This window comes from Bacillus sp. RC51, from assembly GCF_044908115.1.
Taxonomy (GTDB): domain Bacteria; phylum Bacillota; class Bacilli; order Bacillales; family Bacillaceae_G; genus Bacillus_A; species Bacillus_A mycoides.
Map to the genome: position 1 here is coordinate 152,170 of NZ_JBIYCW010000010.1, position 25,149 is coordinate 177,318.

At 35.2% G+C, this 25,149-nt stretch carries 14 protein-coding genes; 7 read left to right on the top strand and 7 right to left on the bottom strand.

Translation table 11 applies throughout. The features are described 5' to 3' along the window. Positions 1–153: 153 nt before the first annotated feature. Both ABH959_RS19770 and map read right to left on the bottom strand, forming a co-directional pair. Positions 154–10,770 carry a SpaA isopeptide-forming pilin-related protein gene (locus ABH959_RS19770; RefSeq protein WP_404493077.1) on the bottom strand — a complete coding sequence of 3,539 codons (10,617 nt, stop codon included), beginning with the start codon at positions 10,768–10,770 and terminating at the stop codon, positions 154–156. Between the two features lie 722 nt (positions 10,771–11,492). Further along, positions 11,493–12,287: a type I methionyl aminopeptidase gene (map, locus tag ABH959_RS19775; RefSeq protein ID WP_080001788.1), complete on the bottom strand. Its 795-nt coding sequence runs from the start codon at positions 12,285–12,287 to the stop codon at positions 11,493–11,495. 157 nt (positions 12,288–12,444) lie between these two features. On the opposite strand from map, the gene ABH959_RS19780 reads away from it, so the two are divergent. Genes ABH959_RS19780 through ABH959_RS19795 form a run of 4 tightly spaced genes read left to right on the top strand, consistent with a single transcriptional unit; the run spans position 12,445 to position 15,808 of the window. Further along, on the top strand, positions 12,445–13,347 hold the full coding sequence (locus ABH959_RS19780; protein WP_016102315.1) for an ABC transporter ATP-binding protein: 903 nt from the start codon (positions 12,445–12,447) through the stop codon (positions 13,345–13,347). Further along, the gene (locus tag ABH959_RS19785) at positions 13,344–14,078 is read left to right on the top strand and encodes an ABC transporter permease (protein ID WP_113936175.1); all 735 of its coding nucleotides are present in this window, start codon (positions 13,344–13,346) and stop codon (positions 14,076–14,078) included. The genes ABH959_RS19780 and ABH959_RS19785 overlap by 4 nt, the downstream gene beginning before the upstream one ends. Next, entirely contained in the window at positions 14,079–15,209 is a 1,131-nt protein-coding gene (locus ABH959_RS19790) for a sensor histidine kinase (RefSeq protein ID WP_404493078.1), read from the top strand. After that, positions 15,206–15,808, top strand: a complete 603-nt coding sequence (locus tag ABH959_RS19795; protein WP_002089785.1) for a response regulator transcription factor — start codon at positions 15,206–15,208, stop codon at positions 15,806–15,808. Before ABH959_RS19790 ends, ABH959_RS19795 begins: the two co-directional genes overlap by 4 nt. A 12-nt stretch (positions 15,809–15,820) precedes the next feature. Here ABH959_RS19795 and ABH959_RS19800 read toward each other — a convergent pair whose 3' ends face one another. Next, positions 15,821–16,144 (bottom strand): bacillolysin, encoded by a 324-nt coding sequence (locus ABH959_RS19800; RefSeq protein WP_113936177.1) that lies wholly within the window; start codon positions 16,142–16,144, stop codon positions 15,821–15,823. Positions 16,145–16,206: 62 nt separating this feature from the next. Further along, positions 16,207–16,365 carry a hypothetical protein gene (locus tag ABH959_RS19805; protein WP_235661761.1) on the bottom strand — a complete coding sequence of 53 codons (159 nt, stop codon included), beginning with the start codon at positions 16,363–16,365 and terminating at the stop codon, positions 16,207–16,209. Between the two features lie 191 nt (positions 16,366–16,556). Between ABH959_RS19805 and ABH959_RS19810 the strand changes: the two genes are divergently transcribed. Both ABH959_RS19810 and ABH959_RS19815 read left to right on the top strand, forming a co-directional pair. Further along, positions 16,557–17,414, top strand: coding sequence for a helix-turn-helix domain-containing protein (locus tag ABH959_RS19810; RefSeq protein WP_404493079.1), 858 nt, complete (start codon positions 16,557–16,559; stop codon positions 17,412–17,414). An 88-nt stretch (positions 17,415–17,502) separates the two neighbouring features. Further along, positions 17,503–17,649: a quorum-sensing peptide PapR gene (locus ABH959_RS19815; protein WP_002068556.1), complete on the top strand. Its 147-nt coding sequence runs from the start codon at positions 17,503–17,505 to the stop codon at positions 17,647–17,649. 16 nt (positions 17,650–17,665) lie between these two features. Here ABH959_RS19815 and ABH959_RS19820 read toward each other — a convergent pair whose 3' ends face one another. The 3 genes from ABH959_RS19820 to cls form a co-directional block, all read right to left on the bottom strand. Then, the gene (locus tag ABH959_RS19820) at positions 17,666–20,344 is read right to left on the bottom strand and encodes a DUF4084 domain-containing protein (protein WP_113936179.1); all 2,679 of its coding nucleotides are present in this window, start codon (positions 20,342–20,344) and stop codon (positions 17,666–17,668) included. Positions 20,345–20,472: 128 nt separating this feature from the next. Next, positions 20,473–21,426, bottom strand: coding sequence for a UV DNA damage repair endonuclease UvsE (uvsE, locus tag ABH959_RS19825; protein ID WP_113936180.1), 954 nt, complete (start codon positions 21,424–21,426; stop codon positions 20,473–20,475). Between the two features lie 33 nt (positions 21,427–21,459). Continuing rightward, complete coding sequence (gene cls, locus ABH959_RS19830) at positions 21,460–22,653, bottom strand: cardiolipin synthase (RefSeq protein ID WP_113936181.1); 1,194 nt, start codon at positions 22,651–22,653, stop codon at positions 21,460–21,462. A gap of 378 nt (positions 22,654–23,031) precedes the next feature. On the opposite strand from cls, the gene ABH959_RS19835 reads away from it, so the two are divergent. Next, on the top strand, positions 23,032–25,143 hold the full coding sequence (locus tag ABH959_RS19835; protein ID WP_219300812.1) for a (Fe-S)-binding protein: 2,112 nt from the start codon (positions 23,032–23,034) through the stop codon (positions 25,141–25,143). Positions 25,144–25,149: the final 6 nt, after the last annotated feature.

Here is a 25,149-nt window from a genome sequence, read left to right on the forward strand (position 1 = left end):
GTAAGGCATCCATATGAAAATACGAGGCTGTTCAAGAGTTTTCCGTACTTTTGGACAGCCTCACCCCGTTAAAAAGACGATACTTTGTGTATCGTCTTTTTTGCACAAAAAAAACAGCCAATCAACTAATAAATTGATTGGCTGTAAAACATATTATTTACAATGTTTTTTACGTTTTGTGGCTAAAATACTTAACAATCCAGCTAGTAGAAGAACGATACCTGCTGCTTGTGTATGATCTTCTTTATGACCTGTATTTGGAAGTTTTTTATCTATATTTCGATCATCTTGCTGTTTGTTTGTCTGTGTTTCAGGATTTCCTTTTTCTAGTTCCTCGGAAGTTTCTTTTCCGTGAGTCTCAGGATTTTCCTTTTCTAGTTCTTCGGAAGTTTCTTTTCCATGAGTCTCAGGATTTTCTTTTTCTAGCTCTTCGGAAGTTTCTTTTCCTGGTTTCTCCTCTTTATTTGGAGGAGTAATTGGTTTATCATCTCCACCTGGTGAAGATTCGATCTTCTTATTTGAAACTGTAATTTGTAGTGGGGTAGCTTGAGCTTTTTCAATTGTAAAGCTTATCGGTGAAGCATCTAATTGATAGCCTTCAGGAGCCTTTGTTTCCACTAATTGATAATTACCAGGTTTCAAATCATTTACGATTAATTTACCGTGTTCGTCTGTTTTTAGGCCTTCTCGGATTATTTTTCCATCGTGGTCTAAGATATTGAAAATGGCACCTTCAAGTGTTCCACGGTGATCAATATCAACTTTAGTTAACTCAATTGAACCTGTTGTTAAGCTATTTAAAGCTTTAACAGAGGTAACCCCAGATTGTCCCTTCGTAATTGTGAAAGGAATTGGCTTAGCACTTAAATCATAGCCAGTAGGAGCTTTCGTTTCAACGAACTGATAGTCTCCTGGACGTAAATCAGAAACGCTAATTTTCCCATCTTTATTAGTAGTTAAATCAGTACGAACATCATTGCCGCTTTGATCAACGATTTTAAAGATAGCACCTTCAAGAGTAGAGCTGTCGATGTCGTCAAGCTTAGTTAATTCAACTGATCCCTTCGTTAAGCTATTAGTAGCAGTAACAGAAGCGTTAGCAGTTTGACTCTTTTCAACAGTAAACTTGATAGGGTTTTGATTTAAGTCGTAATGTTTCGGAGCTTTCGTTTCAATAAATTGATAGTCTCCTGGACGTAAATCAGAAACGCTAATTTTCCCATCTTTATTAGTAGTTAAATCAGTACGAACATCATTGCCGCTTTGATCAACGATTTTAAAGATAGCACCTTCAAGAGTAGAGCTGTCAACGTCGTCGACTTTAGTTAATTCAACAGCGCCCTTCGTTAAGCTATTCGTAGCGGTAACAGAAGCTTTAGCCGTTTGACTCTTTTCAACAGTAAACTTGATAGGGTTTTGATTTAAGTCGTAATGAGTAGGAGCCTTTGTTTCAACGAATTGATAGTCCCCAGGACGTAAATCAGAAACAGAAATTTTTCCATCTTTACTAGTAGTTAAATCAGTACGAACATCATTGCCGCTTTGATCAACGATTTTAAAGATAGCACCTTCAAGAGTAGAGCTGTCGATGTCGTCAAGCTTAGTTAATTCAACTGATCCCTTCGTTAAGCTATTCGTAGTGGTAACAGAAGCTTTAGCCGTTTGACTCTTTTCAACAGTAAACTTGATAGGGTTTTGATTTAAGTCGTAATGAGTAGGAGCCTTTGTTTCAACGAATTGATAGTCCCCAGGACGTAAATCAGAAACAGAAATTTTTCCATCTTTATTAGTAGTTAAATCAGAACGAACATCATTGCCGTTTTGATCAACGATTTTAAAGATAGCACCTTCAAGAGTAGAGCTGTCAACGTCGTCAAGCTTAATTAGTTCGACTGAACCTTTAGTTAAGCTATTAGTAGCAGTAACAGAAGCGTTAGCAGCTTGACTCTTTTCAACAGTAAACTTGATAGGATTTTGATTTAAGTCGTAATGCAGAGGAGCTTTCGTTTCAACGAACTGATAGTCTCCCGGACGTAAATCAGAAACAGAGATTTTTCCATTTTTATCAGTAGTTAAATCAGAACGGACGTCTTTTCCGTTCATATCAACGATTTTAAATACTGCACCTTTAAGGACAGAACCGTCAACGTCATCCACTTTGGAAAGTTCCACAGCGCCTTTTGTTAAGCTATTCGTAGCAGTAACGGAAGCGATTTGTTCTTGTCCTTTTTTAACTGTGAACTTAATAGGTGTTTCGTTTAAGTCATAGTGATTAGGAGCTTTTGTTTCGATAAACTCATAGTCTCCTGGTGGTAATTCATCCACAACTAAACGGCCGTTTTTATCAGTAGTTAAATCAGTACGGACGTCGTGTCCATCCTTATTAACAATTTTAAATACCGCACCTTCAAGTGTTGTGTTTTCTTCAACATCGTCAACTTTAATTAACTCCACACTACCTTTCGTTAAGCTGTTCGTAGCTGTAACGTAGACATGTTTTGTTTGACTTCTTTCAATTGTGAACTTAATCGGTTCTTCATTTAAGTCATAATGTTTCGGAGCTTTCGTTTCAATAAATTGATAGTCTCCAGGTTGTAAGTCTTTAGCGATGATTTTTCCATCTTTATTGGTAACTAAATTCGTACGAATGTCGTTACCGTTCATATCAGTAATTTTAAATACCGCACCTTCCAGCGTTTCTTTCGCATCTAAAGAGTCAACTTTCGTTAATTCCACGCCACCCTTTGTTAAGCCATTTTTAGCAGTAACAGAAACTTGAGTTGATTGGCTTTTCTCGATAGTGAAAGGAATCGGTGTTTTATTTAAATCATAATCTTTAGGAGCTGTCGTTTCTACGAATTGATAATCTCCCGGTCGTAAATTGGAAGCAGAAACTTTCCCGTGTTCATCAGTAGTTAAATTCGTGCGAACAACTTTACCTTTCGCATCAATGATGTTAAATACCGCATCAGAAAGTTTTGTATCTGGATTTATATCATCAACTTTAATTAACTCTACCGCACCTTCAGTTAAGCTGTTAGTAGCAGTAACTTGCAGCTGTTCTGTTTGGCTTTTCTTAACTGTAAATTTAATTGGTGTATCATTTAATTTATAGTGTTCAGGAGCTTTCGTTTCAATAAACTGGTAGTCTCCCGGACGTAAATCAGGAACAGCAACTTTACCATATGCATCTGTCGTAAGATCAGTGCGAACATCATTACCGTTCATATCAACAATTTTAAATACAGCACCTTTAAGGACAGTACCATCAATATCATCCACTTTAGAAAGCTCTACCGCACCTTTCGTTAAACTATTTTTAGCAGTAACAGAAATAGGTTCAGCTTGTCCTTTTTCGATAGTGAAAGGAATCGGTTCTTTATTTAAATCGTAGTGTTTCGGAGCCGTTGTCTCGATGAATTGATAATCACCAGGACGCAGGTCAGAAACGCTAATTTTACCTTGTGAATTTGTAGTAAGATTCTCGCGAATTACAGTACCATTCATATCAACAATGTTAAATACTGCGCCTTCAAGAGTAGAGCCATCGATGTCATCCACTTTAGTAAGTTCAACGCCGCCTTTTGTTAAACTATTTTTCATAGTAACAGTAGCAATATCTTTCTGGCTTTTCTCAACTGTAACTACAATAGGCTTTTTGTCTAAATCATAATGTTTAGGAGCCGTTGTTTCGACAAATTGATACGTACCAGGACGTAAGTTTTCAACAACAATTTTTCCTTCACCGTTTGTTTTTAAATCTGTTTTAAGTACTTTGCCATTTTGATCTAGTAAATTAAATACAGCATCGGCAAGTTTTGTTTGATCGTTTAAATCATCAACTTTAATTAATTCGATACTACCTTGTTTTAAACTATTTTTAGCAGTTAAAGAAATAGCTTTTGTCTGTCCTTTTTCAATAGTGAAACCAATAGGCGTTTCATCTAAAACGTAATGCTTAGGAGCTTCTGTTTCGATGAATTGGTAATCACCAGGACGTAGGTCGTTAATTTCGATCTTCCCTTTACTATTTGTAACAAGGTCTTTATGAATTACAGTACCATTCATATCAACAATGTTAAATACTGCACCTTCAAGGGTAGTGTCATCGATGTTATCTACTTTAGAAAGTTCCACTGCACCTTTTGTTAGAGCATTTTTAGCTGTAACATGAAGAATTTCAGTTTGGCTTTTCTTAATTGTAAATTCGATAGGTTTTTTATTTAAATCGTAATGTTCAGGAGCTATTGTTTCCACGAATTGATACGTACCAGGACGTAGATTTTCAACAACAATTTTTCCTTCATCATTTGTTTTTAAGCCTTCTTCAACTAGTTCTCCGTCTGCATCTAATAAATTAAATACAGCGTTAGCAAGTTTTGTATCGATATCAATATCGTCAATTTTAGTTAATTCAACGCTACCTTTTGTTAAAGTGTTTTTACCTGTAACAGTAATCTTTTTCGTTTGACTTCTTTCAATTGTAAATGGAATCGGTGTTTCGTCTAATACATAGTGCTCAGGAGCCTTTGTTTCAATAAATTGATAGTCTCCCGGACGTAAATCAGAAACAGAAATTTCGCCATTGTCATCTGTAACAAGGTTTGTATGAACTTCCTTACCGTCCATGTCAACGATTTTAAAGATTGCGCCTTTCAGCATCGTACGATCGATGTCATCGATTTTTGTTAAGGTGACAGCACCTTTCGTTAAGCTGTTTTTAGCAGTAACGGTAATATTTTCTTTTTGACTTTTTCCGATAGTGAACGGAATAGGGTTTTTGCTTAAGTCATAGTCTTTTGGAGCTTTTACTTCAATAAATTGATAATCTCCCGGACGTAAATCAGAAGCGGTAACTATACCGTTCTCATCAGTCGTTAAGCCTTTGCGAATTACCTTTTTAGTGTCATGAGCGTCAACGATTATAAATTCCGCACCTTCAAGTGTAGTGCCATCAACGTCATCTACTTTTGTTAAAGTGACGCCACCTGTAAGTAAACTATTTTTTACAGTAACAGGGATAGGAAGATCTTCCTTGCTACCTTTTTTAATCGTGAACTTAATAGGTGTTTGATCTAATTTATAATGTGCAGGGGCTTCTGTTTCAATAAATTGATAATCCCCTGGTGCTAAATCAGGAATAACTAGTACTCCATAATCATCTGTTTTTAAATCTTTTGCAATTTCTGTACCGTTTGCGTCTTGTAATTTGAATACCGCACCGGCAAGAGCTATTTTGCTGTCCACATCATCTTCTTTAATTAGTTTAACTTTTCCTTTCGTTAAACTATTTTTAAATGTAAGTGGAAGAAGTTTTTGTTGTCCTTTTTCGATTGTAAATTCAATTGGTTCTACATTTACATCGTAATAAGTTGGAGCCTTTGTTTCGATAAGTTTATAGTTACCAGGACGTAAGTCATCTACAACTAGCATTCCTTTACTATTCGTAACAAGGTCCGCACGAACATCTTCATTAGTATCCATATTCACAATTTTAAATACTGCACCTTCAAGTGTTTCCTTTTCATCTGCAGCATTTACTTTTGTTAATTCAATACCGCCTTTTGTTAAGCTATTTTTAGCAGTAACGAAGGTCTTAGTTGTTTGACTTTCTGTAATCGTGAATTTAATCGCATTTGTATTCTTATCGTAATACTTCGGTGCTGTTACTTCGATAAATTTATAATCGCCAGGGCGTAAGCCAGTAGCGACAACTTTACCGTCCGAACCTGTTTTTAAGTCTGTACGAATTACCTTTTTATCGTCATTCGCATCAACAATTTTAAATACTGCGCCTTCAAGAGCGGTACCATCGATATCATCAACTTTTGTTAGTTCGACATCTCCTGGTTTCAAAGTATTTTCAGCGGTCACAAGTATAGGCTCTTTTTGACTTCTATCAATTTTGAACTCAATAGATTTTGTGCGCAAATTATAATGCTCAGGCGCTTGTGTTTCAATAAACTGATATGTGCCAGGACGTAGTTTATCAGCTTTCAATTTTCCGTTAGCATCTGTAGTTAAGTCGGTGCGAACTTCATTGTTATTCGCATCAACAATTTTAAATACTGCACCTTTTAGAGGTTTTTTCTCACCAAATTCATCAACTTTTAATAATTCAACTTCGCCCGTTTTTAAACTGTTTTTTGCCGTAACAGTGACGAAAGCTGATTGACTCTTATCGATTGTGAACTCAATAGGAGTTGTATTTAATACATAATCCTTAGGGGCACTTGTTTCAATAAACTTATACGTACCCGGTTCTAAATCTTTAACAGTTACTTTACCGTCTGAACCTGTTTTTAAATTTTCGCGAATTACCTTTTTATCGTCATTCGCATCAACAATTTTAAATACTGCGCCTTCAAGGGCAGAGCCATCGATATCATCAACTTTTGTTAAAGTAACACCACCTTTAATTAAGTGATTGGTCGCTGTAACAGTAGTTGCTTTCTTTTGGCTTTTTTCAATTTCAAATAAAATAGGTGTTTTGTCTAATGTGTAATGCTCAGGTGCTTTCTCTTCGACAAATTGGTACTTTCCAGGACGTAGATCTTTTGCTTCGATTTGTCCTTGATCATTTGTCGTTAATTTTTCATATCCAGGAATTTTTGTGTTATTTCGGTCTCTTACACTGAATTCTGCACCTGCTAAGGTTTTTCCATCTTTATCGACTTTTGTTAAAATAGCCGATCCTGGAATTAAACTATTTGTTGCAGTTCGGTTTACTACTGTCGTTTGATCTTCTTTGATTGTAAATGTAATAGGTTTACTGTCTAATGTATAATGCTCAGGAGCTGTTGTTTCTTGTAAGTAGTAAGTTCCTGGTTTTAAATTATCTACAGTAATTTGTCCTTTATCATTTGTTGTTAATTTTTTATGTTCAGGAATGACCTGTTTATTTTGATCCAGTAAAGAGAAAACAGCATGTTCAAGTTTTTCCCTACTGTGAGCATCAGTTTTTGTAAGTACTACTTTCCCGACAAACTTCTTATTTGTAAGGGTATAAGTTGTAATTTCTTTTGAACCTAGTTCAACAAGTATACCTTCTTTTAATTCTTTACTAATTACATAACCTTTAGGTGCTTTCGTTTCTTTAATTAAATATTTATCACGTCGTAGGTTGTTAAACTTAGCGACACCGTCATCACCTGTTGTAATTGGTCGAATAGCGGTTGTACCTGTTTGATCATATAAAGTAAATTCTGCTCCGGCTAATGGTACTTTTTTATCTTTATCATCAACCTTTATAATTTGAAGGCTTCCGCGTCCTTTACTAGCAGAACCACCTCCAGATCCAGAAGATACTTTAACTTCAACTACTTTAACATCTTCAGTTTTCGTTAATGTTAAACGATGACCAGTAATCGTCGCTTTATTACTTACCTTTTCATTATGGTCTGCATTAATGAGTGTACGGTATTCTAAAATATAAGCCCGATCAATGGTATGAAGGAATTCAACTTTAAACTGTTGTTTCCCCGTATCGTTGTCTGTTGTTACTTTGAGTTTATAGTCTGTTCCTTCTTTTAATTCATTTGCTGTATCTTTTGTTAAAGTTCCATCTACGGCTACCGTTGTCGGATATAGATGGAAAGACTTTTCATCGAGAATTTGATTATCAGTTGGGTCATCTGTTACGACAGCATTTTCAATAGTTGACTGACTTGCGTTAATAGAAATGCTCCAATCAATATGCTTGTCATTTTGTTTCGCTGTTTTCGTAACACCGCTACCACCGTTGGTAATCTCGAATGCACCATGGATAGTAGTAACAGTTTTCGATCCATCTTTTAAATCGGCATAATTATCGTAGCGTTTATTAATTTGTTCGCCTGCGAGTGAAGTTTTAAAACTAATATAATACGCAGAATTAATTTCGTTTTTAAAATGAACCGTTAATGTATTGTTGTTATCTTTTGTTGGAGTTTCTATCGTATATTCGCTAGATGGAACAGGATCACCTAATTCAAATCCATGTGCACCACCAGTTAATTTCATATGTCGAACTTCAATAGATTCCGGTATTAATTTTTGGTTATCTCTTAATACGTCAACAATAGAAGGATCCTTAATCGTTCTATTATTATAGTTAAATCCAATGTCCCATTTAATTTCTTTCGTTTGGGCATTGTAAGAACCGTATTTAAATCCGTTTCCTTTTGTATAGCCGTCAGGATTGAATGTATCATCGGATGAACTATTTTTATCGTCCCCATTTATATCTATCCATGATAAATTTGCTGTATTTTTGAATGATTTATTATCCTTCTCTTTGGATAGATTCTCGTAATTAAAGTCTGTTGTGTATGTGATAGTTAAAGTTTTATCCATATTAGACTTGTAAATACCAGCTAGCTTCACTTCGAATCCCTTATCAGTTACATGAAGTGTGTAATCAATCCCTAATTTAAGTTCATTTGATCCGTCAGTAATCTTGAAACTATTTTCCTGTAACGTTAGACCACCAAAGTCAAATGTATCCTTGATAACAGCATCGTTTAACACATATTTGTTATCATTTACAACAATTGTCCATTTTGTTGTTTTCGCATTGTAATCTGTATCGCCTGCATTTTTATTATGTTTCTTTATGATGTTTTGTTGTTTTAACGTAACTTTGTTTGTTTTATTCCATTTACCATCTGCAATAATCTTATTTTCGATTTCGCCATCTTTTATGACATCATTCGTAGCTTTCGATGTATAAGTAATCACATAGGCACTATTAATATCTTCAGTAAACTGTAAATCAAATCCCTCATCGGTTTCTTTTACAGTAAAGTTTGTGGCATTGTCACCTGTAACAAGTTTCCCTGTATCATCATAAGAAGCGTTTTTTACTACGATAGAATTTTTATCAACTTTATGAGATTTATCCAAAACATCTTTTAAAAGAGCATCAGCTTTTTTAATATCTCTCTGGTCACCGTTATAAGTGATTGTCCATTCGATTGTTTGTGTTTTTGGGTTGTACTTACTATCTTTCTTTAGATGCGTACCACGTGAAACAGTTACAGTTGCATTTGTTGATACACTATCTTGATTATCACTAGATACTTTTGCATTGTTTTTGAAACTAGTAACACTTTCATCTGTAATCTTTGTCGCATATTCAATTTCATATGCTTTATTCGTTTCCTTTTTAAAAGCAATATTTAATTTATTAGAGGATGAAGTAAGTTCATATTCTTCCTTAGGAACTTCTGCACCACGAGTTGTTTTCCCGTTAATATCTACTTCTAAATAGTAAACCTTAATAGAATCTTCTTTGAGACTAGTCCCATTTGGAATGTCATCTTGAAAGACGGCATTTGTAAGCTTATCTTTCGTCTTGTTCATTTCTACTTTCCAATTAATTTGATTCGTATTAATTGGTCTATCAGGTACACCTTTTTTATCTATAGATTTTGTTACTTTAGGTTTGAAATCAAGTTCAATAACAACTTCTTTTTCTTTAATAGGGAATGGGATTTGTTTTTCTGTAGTCCCTGTAATTTTTACTTCATTAAACTCCGTACGAATGTTTAAATGACCAGTTATATCAGGATGCTCTTCAACATATTCATTAAAAGTCATCGTTACTTTTCCATCAGGCGTAACAACGAATGATCCAATCGTATGTCCTTTTCCATCTATTAAATCTTGTGTAATGGTATTGTGGACAATAAAGTATTCTGGGAGCTGGAAAGTAAAGTAATCACCTTCTTTGACGTTCAGCGATTTTAAAACTTCCCATGTAAAATTGATTTTGGTAATAGAATCTGGACTTGGACGATTATCCGTATTATTAAATGGCTTACCGTCTTTATCTGTTAGTGTGACACTTGTTAAAATATTTTCTGTAATTTGCTTAGGTGATGGATCTGAATTCTCAACAGGTTGCCCTGTTGTGTTATCACCAGGATTCTCCGTAGGTTGCTCTGCATCGCCATTCTTTTGCTCTTCTACAGGTTTTTGAGCATCACCATTTTTTTGCTCTTCCACAGGTTGCTGAGCATCACCGTTCTTTTGCTCTTCTACAGGTTTTTGAGCGTCACCGTTTTTTTGCTCTTCCACAGGTTGCTCTGCGTCGCCATTCTTTTGCTCTACCGCAGGTTGCTCTGCATCGCCATTCTTTTGCTCTACCGCAGGTTGCTCTGCATCGCCATTCTTTTGCTCTACCGCAGGTTGCTCTGCATCACCATTCTTTTGCTCTTCCATAGGCTGTTGGGCGGTATCCTTATTCGTAGTAGGTGAAGCTGGGTTATCTACTTGAACAGGAACTGAAATAGACTTAACTGTTGTACCTAGAGGGAACGAGAGTTGAACAGATTTTGCACCAGGTTTTAAATCTGGATTGAATACTGTATCAAAATTGATTTTTCCGCTAGCACCTTTGGAATCTTTTACTTGATCGTTAAATACTAGTTTCATTTTGTTATCGTTTGCTGTAACAAAATATTGACCAATAATTTGCTGATCTGCCATCAGATTTCCTTGTTGATTACTTTTAATTTTTAATGTGTTAGGTATTTGGAGCACCGTTGAGTCTGTTTGATGATCTTTTATTGACCAAGCATATTCTAGGTGAATGGTTGATCCTACTTGTATTAAGTTTTTAGGATTTAATGCTTCGTCAATAATATGATTTGTTGCATCTTTCATTTCAACAGTGTCAAATAATGAATTCCCTGTTAATGTTTCTGCTTTTACTTGATTGTATGGAAAACTAGCAAGCTGCGAAAATAGTACGAATACAATTAAACATATATTGAAAAGTTTTTTCATTGTGCCTCCTCTATGAATCCTTTTATTGCATAAAAATGCTTTGTGAAGAGATTGTTTGTCATGGATCAATGTGCTTTACGTGATGCCTCCTTTACTACGTATACTCTTTAGGAAAGTGTCCATATTCGATGCTTTGTAACGTAAAACGAAATGTATATCCTAATAATATAGGGAGTGAATATACAAATTTCGACAAAAAATGTCGAGTGAAATACTGATAAGGAATGATATCAGACCTTTATAGGGTATGACTGTTTGAGTGGATCTTCATAAAATAGGTGTATGCAAAAAATATGCAGTGAGATGCGTACACTATTTTTTGATTCATGCTCTGCAATGTGCAAAGAATCGTTATAAAGGTAAGTTTTACGATATATGCTAACCAAAATAATGTATCCATTGTAAAAAATTCTTTCGTATTGAGGTAGTAATAAAATGTAGCTTGAATTTGGTCAGGATGAAGAAAATATGTACTGTCTAAAAGAGTATACAATTCGTAGATTAAAGCGAAGAAAGCGTTTTATGATAAATAGAACGCATTCCTTTAATCGGTGCTATTAAATAAAAAAAAGAAGGTACTCCCTTGATCATCTTTTATGAGAGATAATCATCAATAACCTTCGTTAAAAATTATATACGTAAATGAAAAAGAGTTCAACCGTATTACTTCTTTTCAAAAGAGCATAAAAAAGAACCGCTTCCTACTAAGAAGCGGTTCTTTTTTATATTTCTGTTAAAATAATCGGTTCACCGCGTGTTACGACAACTGTATGTTCACATTGTGCAACAAGGCTTTTATCTGGTGTAACGAATGTCCAACCATCATCACCGCGCTCAATAATATGATCAGCTTTCATAGAGATGAATGGTTCTACAGCGATAACAAGGCCGTCTTTTAGAAGGGCATTATCCATTGGATCATAGTAGCTTAAGATGTGATTTGGGGCTTCGTGTAAGCTAAGACCAATGCCGTGACCAGTTAAGTTTTGAATAACGTTATATCCACTTTTATGTGCAAAGTTAGAAACAGCACGACCAATTTGATTTTGTTTTGAGCCAGCTTTTACTTTTTTCATTGCTTCCCAAAATGAGTCTACTGCTGCTTGGCAAAGTTTTTCTTTTTCTTCATCGTCGCCAAGAACAAATGAGATACCTGTATCTGCATAATATCCGTCAAGTGCTGCTGATACGTCTACGTTTACTAAATCGCCTTCTTTTAATACGCGATCGCTTGGAATGCCGTGAGCAACTTCTTCGTTTACACTAATGCAAGTTACACCTGGGAATTTATATTCTTTTTCAGGCGCTGAAATAGCACCGTGCTCATCTAATACTTTTTTACCAATTAAATCAAGCTCTTTCGTTGTCATACCTGGCTTCGCTTGCTTTTTCATTTCTTCGCGTGCAAGTGCAACGATGCGGCCGATTTTTCGTAAACCTTCTAAATCTTGTTCATTACGAATAATCATGAAAACCACTGTCCTTCCTCGAATATATGTCTTATCCGATTGTATCATGTTTATTTTTGTACTGCTACTCGCGTGCGGTATGCGGGTTGATTCCTCTCATAAAGAATACATGACAATTGTCATATTGATGTCATGACGCATCATACTGTTTCCTAACTTTTCCAGATCATACAATGTAAATATAAGAAACGGCGGGGGTGGAGAGATGGAAAAGATTATTGAAGTAAATGGTGTTTCTAAAACATTTAAACATAAAAAAGCAGTAAATAACGTTTCATTTCATGTAAATAAAGGGCAAATAGTAGCATTACTCGGTCCAAATGGTGCGGGGAAAACAACGACAATTTCAATGATGCTCGGATTAAAAGATCCGACAGAGGGGAATGTCTCTATATTTGGAAAGAGTCCGAAGCATAGAGATGTTCGTAATAGCCTCGGTGCGATGCTACAAGAAGTAAGTGTCATTGATAGTATCACGGTAGAAGAGGCAATTGAGTTATTCCGTAGTTATTATACGAATCCCGTAGAGAAAGAAATATTACTGCAGTTGTCAAACTTAGAACCAGAAAGAAAGCAAAGGTGTGAGAAATTATCGGGCGGTCAAAAAAGAAGGTTAAATTTTGCGCTGGCACTTGCAGGGAATCCAGAATTGTTATTTTTAGATGAACCAACTGTAGGGATGGACATAACATCTCGAAAAACGTTTTGGGAAACGATTAGAAAATTAGCAAGTGAAGGGAAAACGATTATTTTAACAACACATTATTTAGAAGAAGCGGATGCGCTAGCAGATCGAATTTTATTATTTGCGAACGGAAAGATTATCGCAGATGGCACACCAGATGAGATGAAAGCGACGATTTCTCGAAAAACAATCTCGTTTTATTCGAAAGAGAAAATTCCTAAGAGTTTACTAAAGGAATTACCGCATGTAACAGAAGTACAGTCAAATGAAGGGCGCTTCACTTTAACGACGGAAGATACAGATGCCACTTTACAAGCAATTTATCAGAGGAATCTACCTGTAACAGACGTTTCAGTTGAACGTGGAAGCCTAGATGAAGCATTTGAACAGTTTGTTGCAAATCAGAAGGAGGGAATCGCATGAGAGCATTATGGATGCAATGTAAAATAGAGGTTTTACGTACGTTCCGCAATAAATTATTCATCTTTTTCTCATTATTAATGCCAGTTATGTTTTATTACATCTTTACAAATGTTATTCAAGTCCCGCAAAACGGAGATGCATGGAAAGCACATTATTTAATTTCAATGGCGACTTTCAGTATTGTAGGGACTGCCCTTTTTAGTTTCGGTGTGAGACTTTCTCAGGAAAAAGGGCAAGGATGGACACATTTGTTAAAAATTACACCGCTTCCAGAGGGCGCATATTTAGCAGCTAAAATTATTGCTCAAACAGTAGTGAATGCTTTTTCAATCTTAGTTATTTTTATGGCAGGAATATTAATTAATAATGTTGAGTTAACGATAGGCCAATGGATTGGTGCAGGATTATGGTTATTATTAGGCGTGACACCATTTTTAGCCCTTGGAACAGTAATAGGTTCAATTAAGAAGGCGGATGCAGCAGCTGGATTAGCGAATATTTTAAATATGAGTCTAGCAGTAATTGGCGGATTATGGATGCCAATTGAAGTATTCCCAAAAGTATTAAGATCTATCGGTGAATGGACACCAACATATCATTTTGGTAGCGGGGCATGGGATATTGTAGCTGGAAAATCAATTGGATGGGAAAATATCGCAGTACTAGGAGGTTATTTCTTTATATTTGTTGTAGTATCAATATATATAAGAAAGAGACAGGAAGCGGTATAAATGATAGAGAAGAAGAGGTTTGAGTTTTTTCCGAAACACATGGGTTTCTTCCCATATATGTGGTTAGTGTATTTATTATTTCCAATTTATAATTTAACACAAGTATCGGGATGGAAGCTTGTAATAGGGATCGGTATGTTGATAGTTTTCGTTATCACATACCGTCAACTTTATTTTGTTCAGAGGACGTTCGTGTTGTGGGCGTGTATTCAAATGATACTAACCTGTTTATTTGCCGTATTTTATAATCCTTTCATGATATTCTTTGGCTTTTTTACGGCAAGTGCGATGGGATTTGCGCCAAGTAAGAAGGCATTTCGTGTGTTGTTATGTTTATTAGTTGTAATGCTTGGGGCTTTTATATTTATAAATGTTAATCAACTAACAATCCCGAGTTTAGTGAATGTCGTTCCGATGTTTATTTTAATGCTTCTTACGCCATTTGGAATGCGTAATTTTAATCAGAAAAAGATGTTAAAAAATCAACTAAACGAAGCAAACGAACAAATTAAAGACTTAGTAAAACGTGAGGAACGGCAGCGAATTGCAAGAGATCTTCATGACACGTTAGGACACACATTATCTCTTATTACTTTGAAAAGTCAGCTCGTGGAGAAGTTAATTGTGAAAAATCCAGATCGTGCAAGTATGGAAGCGAAGGAAATTACACAAACATCTCGCACCGCTTTAAAACAGCTGAGAGAATTAATTTCTGATATGCGTATGATTACAGTGGAAGAAGAACTTGAGCAAATAAAAGCGATTTTGCAAGCTGCCAATATTGAATTAGAAGTAAAGCAGGAGGCTAATTCTAGCTCGTTATCACCAATTGAACAAAATATTTTAGGTATGTGTTTACGTGAGGCAGTTACGAATGTCGTGAAGCATAGTAAGGCAAAGGCATGTACAGTTTCTATATTAGAATCACAAGGTGAGTTGATTTTGAAAGTAGAAGATAATGGCGTCGGTTTAGAGGAGCAAAATCATGATGGAAACGGTATTCGTGGTATGAAGGAGCGGATTTCCCTTATTGATGGAGTAGTTGAACTGGATACGATCAATCCAGGGACACTGTTAACGGTGAAAGTTCCAATTGTAATTAGAACAGGAAAAGATGAGGTGAGGGCATGATTCGGATTATTATTGCAGAAGATCAACGAATGCTTCGTGGTGCATTAGGAGCCCTGCTTGATCTGGAAGATGATATTGAAGTAGTTGGGCAAGCTGCGAATGGTGAAGAAGCGTTAAAATTAATCGAATCGCTAAGGCCTGATATAAGTATTATGGATATTGAAATGCCGATTCAAAGTGGTTTAGATGTTGCTGAAGCGCTGAAGAAGGAAAAGTCACCTTGTAAAGTAATGATTTTAACAACATTTGCGCGTCCTGGTTATTTTGAACGGGCAATGAAAACTGGTGTTCACGGGTATTTATTAAAGGATAGCCCAAGCGAGGACTTAGCTTCAGCAATTCGAAATGTCATGAAAGGGAAGCGAGAAATTTCGCAGGAGCTAATGTTTGGCTTATGGCAGGAACAAAATCCGCTATCAGATCGTGAAAAAGAAGTGCTGGTACTTGCGAAAGAAGGAAAGACTACAAATGAAATTGCTAAGATGCTCTATCTTTCGCCTGGTACAGTGCGTAATTATATTTCGGAAGTATTAGCAAAACTGGAAGCGAAAAATAGAATTGAGGCAATTACAATTGCGGAAGAAAAGGGATGGATATGAAAAGAAGTTTACCTACGAGTGGTAAACTTCTTTTTTCTTATAAACAAGTATTTCAACAGAAAGTTTCGTCGCAGTCGCATCGCTCAGAATTTGAAGTATATCGCGTAATTTAGATTTTACTTCATTTTTCGACAAAAAATTTGTTATAGTAAGATTAAGTTGTTGGTCTAAATTTTGGACAACTTTACCACTAACAGTTGTAATTACTCCATTTTTATCTACTTTTACAATAAGATCTTGGCCATATACTTTATAATTTTCGTAAGTTTGTGCAAGGCGAACTTCGGTTTGACTTTCTTTTGTTTCTTTATTTGTAGGTTGGGAATCTACATTCATTTCAGTTGTCACTCACTCTTGTTGAGCTTTAGCCTCGTTTATCTCATCTTTTAAATACTTTTTCACCATATTTTTTTCGTATTATTTTGAGGTTGTGTTAATTTTTTTATCGTTAAACTAGGCTGAGCAATTTCAACTTTTACTTCATTTTTGTCTAATTCTTGGGTGTGAACAGCTTCTGCTGATAAAGGATAAAGAAGACCGAATGTAACGAAAAGCACGAGCAAGTTTTCTATAATTTATCTATAAAACTTCTAATCTATTATTGTATGTGAGATGAATTATATGAAGAATTTGCGGAATCTTATATATATTATGCATTATTTCATATCAAAAATTGTCGAATTCACATTATTGTAGTGGTATGACAACTTGAAAAAATTAGATTGTTATAATGGGACGGTGAGCAAGTATGCACGCAGAAAAACTAGGAAGCGAAATAAAGAAAATTAGGGGAATGAGAGGATTCACACAGAAACAACTCTCCGATAATGTATGTCATCAATCGGAGGTGAGCAGAATTGAGTCGGGCGCGGTATACCCAAGTATGGATATATTGCAAGGTATTGCAGCAAAGTTACAAGTTCCCATTATTCATTTTTATGAGGTACTCATTTATTCTGATATTGAGAGGAAAAAGCAGTTAAAAGATCAAATCATTATGCTTTGTAAGCAAAAGAAATATAAAGAAATATATAATAAAGTATGGAATGAACTGAAAAAGGAAGAATATCATCCTGAGTTTCAGCAGTTTCTTCAATGGCAATATCATGTATCTGCGTATGTGCTAAAGAAGATTGATTATGAATATTGTATTCTGGAGCTAAAAAAGCTACTAAATCAACAGTTAACTGGAATAGACGTGTATCAAAAACTTTATATAGAAAATGCAATTGCAAATATTTATGCTGAAAATGGTTATTTTAAGAAGGGTATGGAGTTATTTGAAGGTATATTAAAGCAATTAGAGGCATTGCCTGAAAATAAAGAGTTTGATGTGAAGGTAAGACATAATCATGCAAAAACATTATACTTAGATAATCAATATGAAGAAGCACTTTATCAAATAAATAAAGCCATTGAAATATCATGTCGAATTAATAGTATGGCATTGATTGGACAGTTATACTATCAAAAAGGTGAATGCTTAGAAAAGCTAGAGTATGATGGGGCAGAGATTGAAGATTCTTATGAAAAAGCTTGCTTCTTTTTCGATATATTAGAAATGCATGCGTATAAAGAAACGCTTATAAAAAAAATGAAGAAATAAAAACGACCTAAAAAATAGATATGCATAATTGCATACGATATGGATAAATTTTCATGATATATTAAAAGAAAAATGTGGGTGATGGAATATGAAAAAACTACTTATTGGTAGTCTATTAACGTTAGCGATGGCATGGGGTATTTCATTAGCAGATACAGCTTTAGAGAAAAGCCAAGTAATTTCTCATAATGATCAAGAGGTACAATTAGCTTCAGATATGCCTTTTGAGTATTAAAAAACAACCGTCTTACTTAGACGGTTGTTTTTTTGTGGAGTAACATCCAAACATCTTTACTAGAAACAGGTTTGCTAAAGAGGAATCCTTGAATATGGTCACAGTTTTGTTCATGTAAAAACTTCCATTGTTCTTCTGTTTCTACACCTTCCGCAATAACCTCTAAATTTAATTCTTTCGATAGCTTAATAATGGAAGCGATAATCGCTTCTTCTAAAGGGCTATTTGTAATTCCACAAATAAATTCTCGAGCAATTTTTAATGTATTGATTGGATATTTCGTTAAATAAGCTAAAGAACTATAACCAGTTCCAAAGTCATCAATTGAAATTTGGATACCGAGATTTTGAAGTTCTTCTAGTTTAGCAATTACAGAATGATTTTGATTAATTGCGATACTTTCTGTAATCTCAATATCTAGCGCTTCCGGCTTTAGTTCTGTTTCTTCCAAGACCTTTGAAATTGTTGATATTAAATATGCGTGATTAAATTGAACAACAGATAAGTTTACACCAACCTTTAAGTGAGAAAATCCTTGGTTATGCCACTTTTTTGCTTCTAAGCAGGCGGTACGTAAAATCCAATTGCCAAGTTCAATAATAAATCCTGTTTCCTCTGCTAGAGGAATGAATTGGGCAGGCGATACAATTCCGAGTTTTGGATGTTTCCAGCGAACTAATGCCTCAAAACCGATAATTTGTTTTGTTTTTGTATTTACTTGCGGTTGATATTCAAGGAAAAATTCATTTTGTTGCAGAGCTTTTGAAAGTTCACCTTCTAGGAAGTGTATTTCATTTTGTGCAATACTCATTTCTTTTGAGAAGAAAATGAATCTATTTTTCCCATTAGCTTTTGCTCGATACATAGCCATATCTGCATTTTTCATTAATTCGGTTACATCGGTTCCATAGTCAGGGTACATTGCAATTCCGATACTCGGTGTAACAGAAAGTTCTTCATCTTTAATAAAGTAAGGCTTATTTAAGATAGTTAAAATTTGTTCAGCTATAAAAGAAGCACTTTTTTCAGAGTACATATCTGGTAATAGAATCGTAAATTCATCTCCGCCTTGGCGGGCAACGATATCTTTTGAACGTAAACATCCACGTAATCTTTTTGCTACTTCAATTAATAATAAATCCCCGACATCATGGCCGAGTCGATCGTTAATTTTTTTAAATCGATCTAGGTCGAGGAACATAACCGCAACGTCATTAGTGTTGTTTTGAGCTAGATTTAAAATCGTTTTTAAATCTTTTTCGAATTTCCGTCGATTCGGTAGTCCTGTAAGTGCATCATGGAAAGCCATATGCTCTACTTGCTTTTGTTTTTCATATAAAGTTGTAATATCACGTGCGATACCAAACATCCCAACAACTTCTTTATTTATAAAAATAGGGATGAATGTAATGTGAAGGTGATAATAATAGCCTTCTTTTTCTTTTGTACGAATTTCTAGAGTTTGTGGTCTACCTTCTTTTGTAATTTGTAAAGATTTCTTCAATAATTCATGATCTTGTGGATCAATGAAGTGTTGAAGAGAATAGCTTGTTACTTCACAATAATAGGCTGTAAATAAACTTTCACAAGCCTTATTAGATTGTTGAAAAATCCCGTTCATATTTAAAGAAAAAACAGCATCAGGATGATCTTCGAATAAAGATTTATAACGTTGTTCACTTTTTGATAGGGCAGATACGCCTTCTTCAACTTCATCTTCTAGTTGTGTAGTCAACTGTTCATACGTATCGATTAATACTTGATTATCTTTCCACATGTAAAGTTGTCGTAGGAATAATAATACTAGTGATAATACTAGACCGATTAGCATGAACTTATCATCCCAAGGTTGAATAACAACAAAGGAAAAAGTAATGATTATACTAAAATAAGGTAATATAAAGCGTACATAATCGAATCGATAATATTTCGTTTTCGTTTCATGTTGCATTGGTTTATCCAAAATGTACAGTATGGACGATAAACCGATTAGTAAAATCGAAGCAGTATGTATTAAATAAGAGACTTCAGAAGAAGTTCCCATTCCCGTTTTTAATTGGAATAGATGTATATATCCGTATGCAAGTATGATAGTAAAGCCAATAATTAATGAGATTCTACTAGAAGAATACCGTTCTCTTCTATATAGGCTAATAACGGCGTAAATTACTAATGATTGTGCGATAAAATACCCAATCAAAATCCACGTGTCCTTTGTTAACATACGAAAGCTTGAAATATCTAAAATAAAGGTTAAGGTAAAATAAATATTCATAATAATAATGAATATGCTATCGAATGAAAATTGAGCAAGACCCCTAATGGAGTAATGTTTTATAAACTTTATAGCAAAGCCAGAAAAAAGCAAAATATATTGTATGATGAAAAAAGGTAGTGATTCATATGAGAATATAACTTGATCATAAATAGAAAGTGAATGAAGAAATAAAGTTATTTCCATAATTAGTCCACATATGCAAGTACATAGTAGTAAAGCCCAAAATAGTTTATCACCGCGCTTCATTTTTTTAATTGCTTTATATAAGCAATAGCAAGAAAAGAGTGCAGCAAAACAAAATAAGAAGAGAATTCCAATTTCTTTTATATTTAAATCCTTAGGGATAAGGAATATCCAAAGAGAAAATATAATTATATACATCATGACAAATTGTACATATTTTTTTTGATTAATCATATTATGACTCCGTTTCAATAAGGTTGAATCTCAGGGGAAAATGCTAATCTAAATAATAGCATACAAACGGGGATGTTTTTTACTATAAAAATTACTTTTTTTTGAAAAAAATAGCGCAACGTTACAATTTACCATTGTAACGTTGCGCCATTTTTTCTGTTTATCCCTCTTATAGAAGAGATTTCATCTATTAACTGAAGAAGTGCTAAATCCTTTTGTTTACTTTCAATCATAATATCGAAATCATGATCAATTTTTTTTGTAATGTGTAAAAAGGGTTTAATAAATTCTAAATCTATATAATCTGCGTGGGCCCTAAATTCTTTTTCTGATCTAGGAGAAGAAATATGAACTTTAGGAAGGACATTTGTATGTGACCAAGTTTTAAATATCATAGGAAGCAATTCTTCTAGCGGTTCATTACAAAGATTCGCTATGTGATGATGATAATCGAACACGAAAGGGATTTTTTCTTTTTGACAAATGGCCAAAGTTTCAGAAGTTGTATACGTTTTATCGTCATTTTCAAGAGTCATTTGTCCTTTTATATGGTAAGGGAGTTTTTGTATATTTTCATGAAAACGTTCGATTGCCTTCTCCTTATTTCCATACGCACCACCTACATGGATATTAATGTAGGAAGAATCTGCAATTCCCATAGCATTTAACACATTATAATGATAGGTCATATCTGTAATAGCATTGGTTGTAATATGTGGTTTGTCGCTTGTAAATAGTGTGAATTGGTTGGGATGAAAACTTACGCGTAAATTGTGTTCTTGAATTAATGCTCCTATTTTACGCCATAGTGGAGCAAATAGTTGAATGTAATCAAATTCAACTTCAGGATGTGTTGCAAGCGGGACGATAGAAGATGATAAACGATATAATGGAATTTCGTGTGCAATATTGTAATGAAGGATGCGTATTGTGTGTTCTAGATTTTGCAGTGTAACATTATATAATTTATCTTCACGCTCTTGTTTTTTTAGCTTTTTCCAGCTTGTAAATGTCATTGTTTTGGCAGGCGAACAGTCCCATAATGCCGTAGCATGTGAGACATATCCAAATCGAATTATCATATGTGATGCACCTCCTTGGCTCTTGAAATTTCTCTATAAAAAGAACGCGAGTATCGTTCCTATCCATTCTTTTCCTCTATCGATAATGGAGAGGGGGCTGACATCTTCAAAGGAAAGTAATGAGGAGCGTCCCAAATCTTCCTCGAATTTACGTTTTACTTCTTGTATGAAATGTTTATCGTATAAAAGGCAATTGATTTCATGGTTAATATATATACTTCTCATATCGAAATTAGCAGTTCCGATATCACAAGTATGATCGTCTACTATAATAATTTTTGCGTGGAAAAATCCTTGCTGAAAAGCGTAAATATTACAACCAGCTTGTATTAACTTTCGGCAATATGGGAATTTTGCTTCTCGAACGAGGGCGTGATCAGCCTTTTGTGGAACGAGAATAGTTATTTGAACCCCACGTTTTCGCGCTTTTAATAATGCATTCATAATTTTTTTTCCAGGAATAAAATATGGTGTACCGATAAAGAGTTCTTTTTTCGCGCTTTCGATCAAATGTAAAAATGTATTTTGTAAATAGGCACCATCAGTAGGGATGAAACGATGTAGAATGGTCCCTGGTTGTTGCGTAGGAAAATAAAGAGATGAATCTAATAAATTTTGGTCTGTATCGTCGAGCCAATCATGTAAAAATTGTTTTTGTAAATCTTGTATTCCTTCTCCTGTAAGACGTAAATGATAATCTCGCCATAACCCTAACCTTTGATTATGCCCTAAATATTCCTCGCCAATGTTAAATCCACCAATATAACCAATTTTCCCGTCAATAACTGTAATTTTTCTATGGTTTCTTTGATTTGCAGAAAAGAAAGGAAAAGGAAATTTCACTTTATGACAAAATGAAAAAGAGACACCATGTTTTTGTAGGGAGTAAATCGCTTCTTTTGATAAATAATGACTTCCAAACCGGTCGAGTAAAAGTCTTACTTCAATTCCTTCTTGTGCTTTATCGATAAGTAACTTTAAAAACGTACGACTTATATCATCGTTTTTTACAATAAAAAATAAAACGTGCACATGGTGTTTAGCTTGTTTTATATCAGTAAAGAGAGCATCGTATAGATCATTTCCATATGTATAAAGGCGAAAATCACTTTGACGTAAAGGGAAAGAACGAGAACGTACACGCTTTAAATGAACAATTCTCCCATATGAAAGGTCGATTGTAATCCAGAGAGCGCTGCCTAATAACAAGAGAGATAAGAAAAACATAAGTAAATTCCCTCCTTCACGGTCTTTTCACCATCAATTTTTTACAAATCAAAATTTCACTGTATCCCGCTATTTGCGGGCAGTAAGACGCCCAACTAAAGCAAAGAAGTTGGTTGGGATTCGGGCCGCCCGTAAAAGCCCGATTGGTTAGGGCTAATACTTAGTGGGGATGAATAGCTCTCCGCCGATTAAAGTTTCACTTTATAGTTTCACCGAAATAAACAGCTTTATTAAAAAATGTGTTGTTGTATAACAAAAAACTGTTGACTGAATGCTCACTCATTATATAATGGGAATAGGGGATATAATTCAGAAAATTATATATTTTCGAAGATTCTAAAAAAGAAAGAGAGCTTACAAAGAGAGGGGTAGCATAAAATGAATAGCTTACTAATCATTAATTGGCTGGCTGCCATTGCTGTTATTGCTTATGCGGGGTATTTGTTTGTATATCTTATACGAACAAGGATGGCCTACATACAATTAGGAAAAAAGATCGAATTTGACCGTCGTTTTAAAGAGCGTTGGGATCTTCTTAAGGTCAATGTTTTCGGTCAGAAAAAGCTGCTGAAAGATAAAAAGAGCGGCATCATTCACGTTATGTTCTTTTACGGATTTATTCTTGTCCAATTTGGAGCAATTGACTTCGTTTGGAAAGGACTTGCACCAGGATCGCATCTTCCACTTGGACCACTATACCCTGCATTTACATTCTTCCAGGAAATTGTCACACTCGTTATTTTAATTGCAGTCTTTTGGGCTTTTCATAGACGCTATGTTGAAAAGCTTGTTCGTTTGAAACGTAATTTCAAATCAGGTCTTGTTCTTATCTTTATTGGTGGCTTAATGATTTCTGTGCTACTTGGTAATGGGATGGGAATTATATGGCACGGCGAAGAGCTTTCGTGGAGTGAACCAATCGCTTCTGCAATCGCTTACGTTTTCTCGGGATTAAATGAAACCGTAGCCATTTCAGTGTTCTATTTCTCTTGGTGGGTGCATTTACTAATTTTGTTAACGTTTTTAGTTTATGTTCCACAATCAAAACATGCGCATTTAATTGCTGGACCAGTTAACGTATTTTTTGGTCGTCTTTCAAATCCAGGAAAACTTGAAAAAATCGATTTTGAAGATGAAACGCAAGAAACATTCGGTGTTGGTAAAATTGAAGACTTTAGACAAAATCAACTTATCGACTTATATTCCTGCGTCGAATGTGGTCGTTGTACAAATATGTGTCCGGCAACAGGAACAGGGAAAATGTTATCACCGATGGATTTAATTTTAAAACTTCGTGATCATTTAACTGATAAAGGAGCAGCGGTAACATCAAAAGCACCGTGGGTTCCAGTTGTTGCTTTTAATAATACACAAGGAAATCAGTTAGCGATGATGGCAGCTGGAAAAGGACAACAAGAATCAGCGGCTACAGCGCTAGCGTACGACCCAAGTTTAATCGGAGACGTTATTACAGAAGAAGAGATTTGGGCATGTACAACGTGTCGTAACTGTGAGGACCAGTGCCCAGTTATGAATGAGCATGTTGACAAAATTATTGATTTACGCCGCTATCTCGTTTTAACAGAAGGAAAAATGGACGCGGAAGCGCAGCGTGCAATGACAAACATTGAGCGTCAAGGTAATCCGTGGGGACTGAACCGTAAAGAGCGTGAAACATGGCGCCAAGGTGACGATGAAGTAACAGTTCCAACTGTAAAGGAGAAATCAAAAGCTGGCGAAGAGTTTGAATACTTATTCTGGGTTGGATCAATGGGTTCGTATGACAATCGCAGTCAGAAGATTGCGATATCATTTGCGAAGCTAATGAACGAAGCAGGCATTTCATTCGCAATTCTTGGTAATAAGGAAAAGAACTCTGGTGATACACCGCGCCGCCTTGGAAATGAATTTGTATTCCAGGAAATGGCGACAAAAAATATTGAAGAATTTGAAAAAGCAGGAGTGAAGAAAATCGTTACGATCGACCCTCATGCTTATAACACTTTTAAAAATGAGTACCCGGACTTTGGCTTACAAGCAGAAGTCTATCATCATACAGAATTACTAGCCCAGTGGGTGAAGGAAGGTCGTTTAAAACCTGTCCATTCTATTGAAGAGACAGTTACGTACCATGATTCCTGTTACTTAGGAAGATACAACGAAGTATACGAAGCGCCGCGCGATATTCTAAAAGCAATTCCAGGTGTAAACCTTGTAGAAATGGCGCGTAACCGTGAAACGGGAATGTGCTGTGGTGCGGGTGGCGGCCTAATGTGGATGGAAGAAACGACAGGTTCTCGTATTAACGTTGCTCGTACAGAACAAGCGCTAGCTGTACAGCCGTCAATTATCGGTACAGGATGCCCGTATTGCTTAACGATGATTAGTGATGGCACGAAAGCGAAAGAAGTTGAAGAAACAGTTCAAACTTTGGACGTAACAGAGATTTTAGAACGCTCAGTTATCGGACAGAAGAAAGAAGCAATGTAGTTTGTA

Bases quoted from the DNA above. Each gene is read 5' to 3' on its own strand.
- ABH959_RS19770 (WP_404493077.1), bottom strand. From the start codon at position 10,770: ATGAAAAAACTTTTCAATATATGTTTAATTGTATTCGTACTATTTTCG.
- map (WP_080001788.1), bottom strand. From the start codon at position 12,287: ATGATACAATCGGATAAGACATATATTCGAGGAAGGACAGTGGTTTTC.
- ABH959_RS19780 (WP_016102315.1), top strand. From the start codon at position 12,445: ATGGAAAAGATTATTGAAGTAAATGGTGTTTCTAAAACATTTAAACAT.
- ABH959_RS19785 (WP_113936175.1), top strand. From the start codon at position 13,344: ATGAGAGCATTATGGATGCAATGTAAAATAGAGGTTTTACGTACGTTC.
- ABH959_RS19790 (WP_404493078.1), top strand. From the start codon at position 14,079: ATGATAGAGAAGAAGAGGTTTGAGTTTTTTCCGAAACACATGGGTTTC.
- ABH959_RS19795 (WP_002089785.1), top strand. From the start codon at position 15,206: ATGATTCGGATTATTATTGCAGAAGATCAACGAATGCTTCGTGGTGCA.
- ABH959_RS19800 (WP_113936177.1), bottom strand. From the start codon at position 16,144: ATGAATGTAGATTCCCAACCTACAAATAAAGAAACAAAAGAAAGTCAA.
- ABH959_RS19810 (WP_404493079.1), top strand. From the start codon at position 16,557: ATGCACGCAGAAAAACTAGGAAGCGAAATAAAGAAAATTAGGGGAATG.
- ABH959_RS19815 (WP_002068556.1), top strand. From the start codon at position 17,503: ATGAAAAAACTACTTATTGGTAGTCTATTAACGTTAGCGATGGCATGG.
- ABH959_RS19820 (WP_113936179.1), bottom strand. From the start codon at position 20,344: ATGATTAATCAAAAAAAATATGTACAATTTGTCATGATGTATATAATT.
- uvsE (WP_113936180.1), bottom strand. From the start codon at position 21,426: ATGATAATTCGATTTGGATATGTCTCACATGCTACGGCATTATGGGAC.
- cls (WP_113936181.1), bottom strand. From the start codon at position 22,653: ATGTTTTTCTTATCTCTCTTGTTATTAGGCAGCGCTCTCTGGATTACA.
- ABH959_RS19835 (WP_219300812.1), top strand. From the start codon at position 23,032: ATGAATAGCTTACTAATCATTAATTGGCTGGCTGCCATTGCTGTTATT.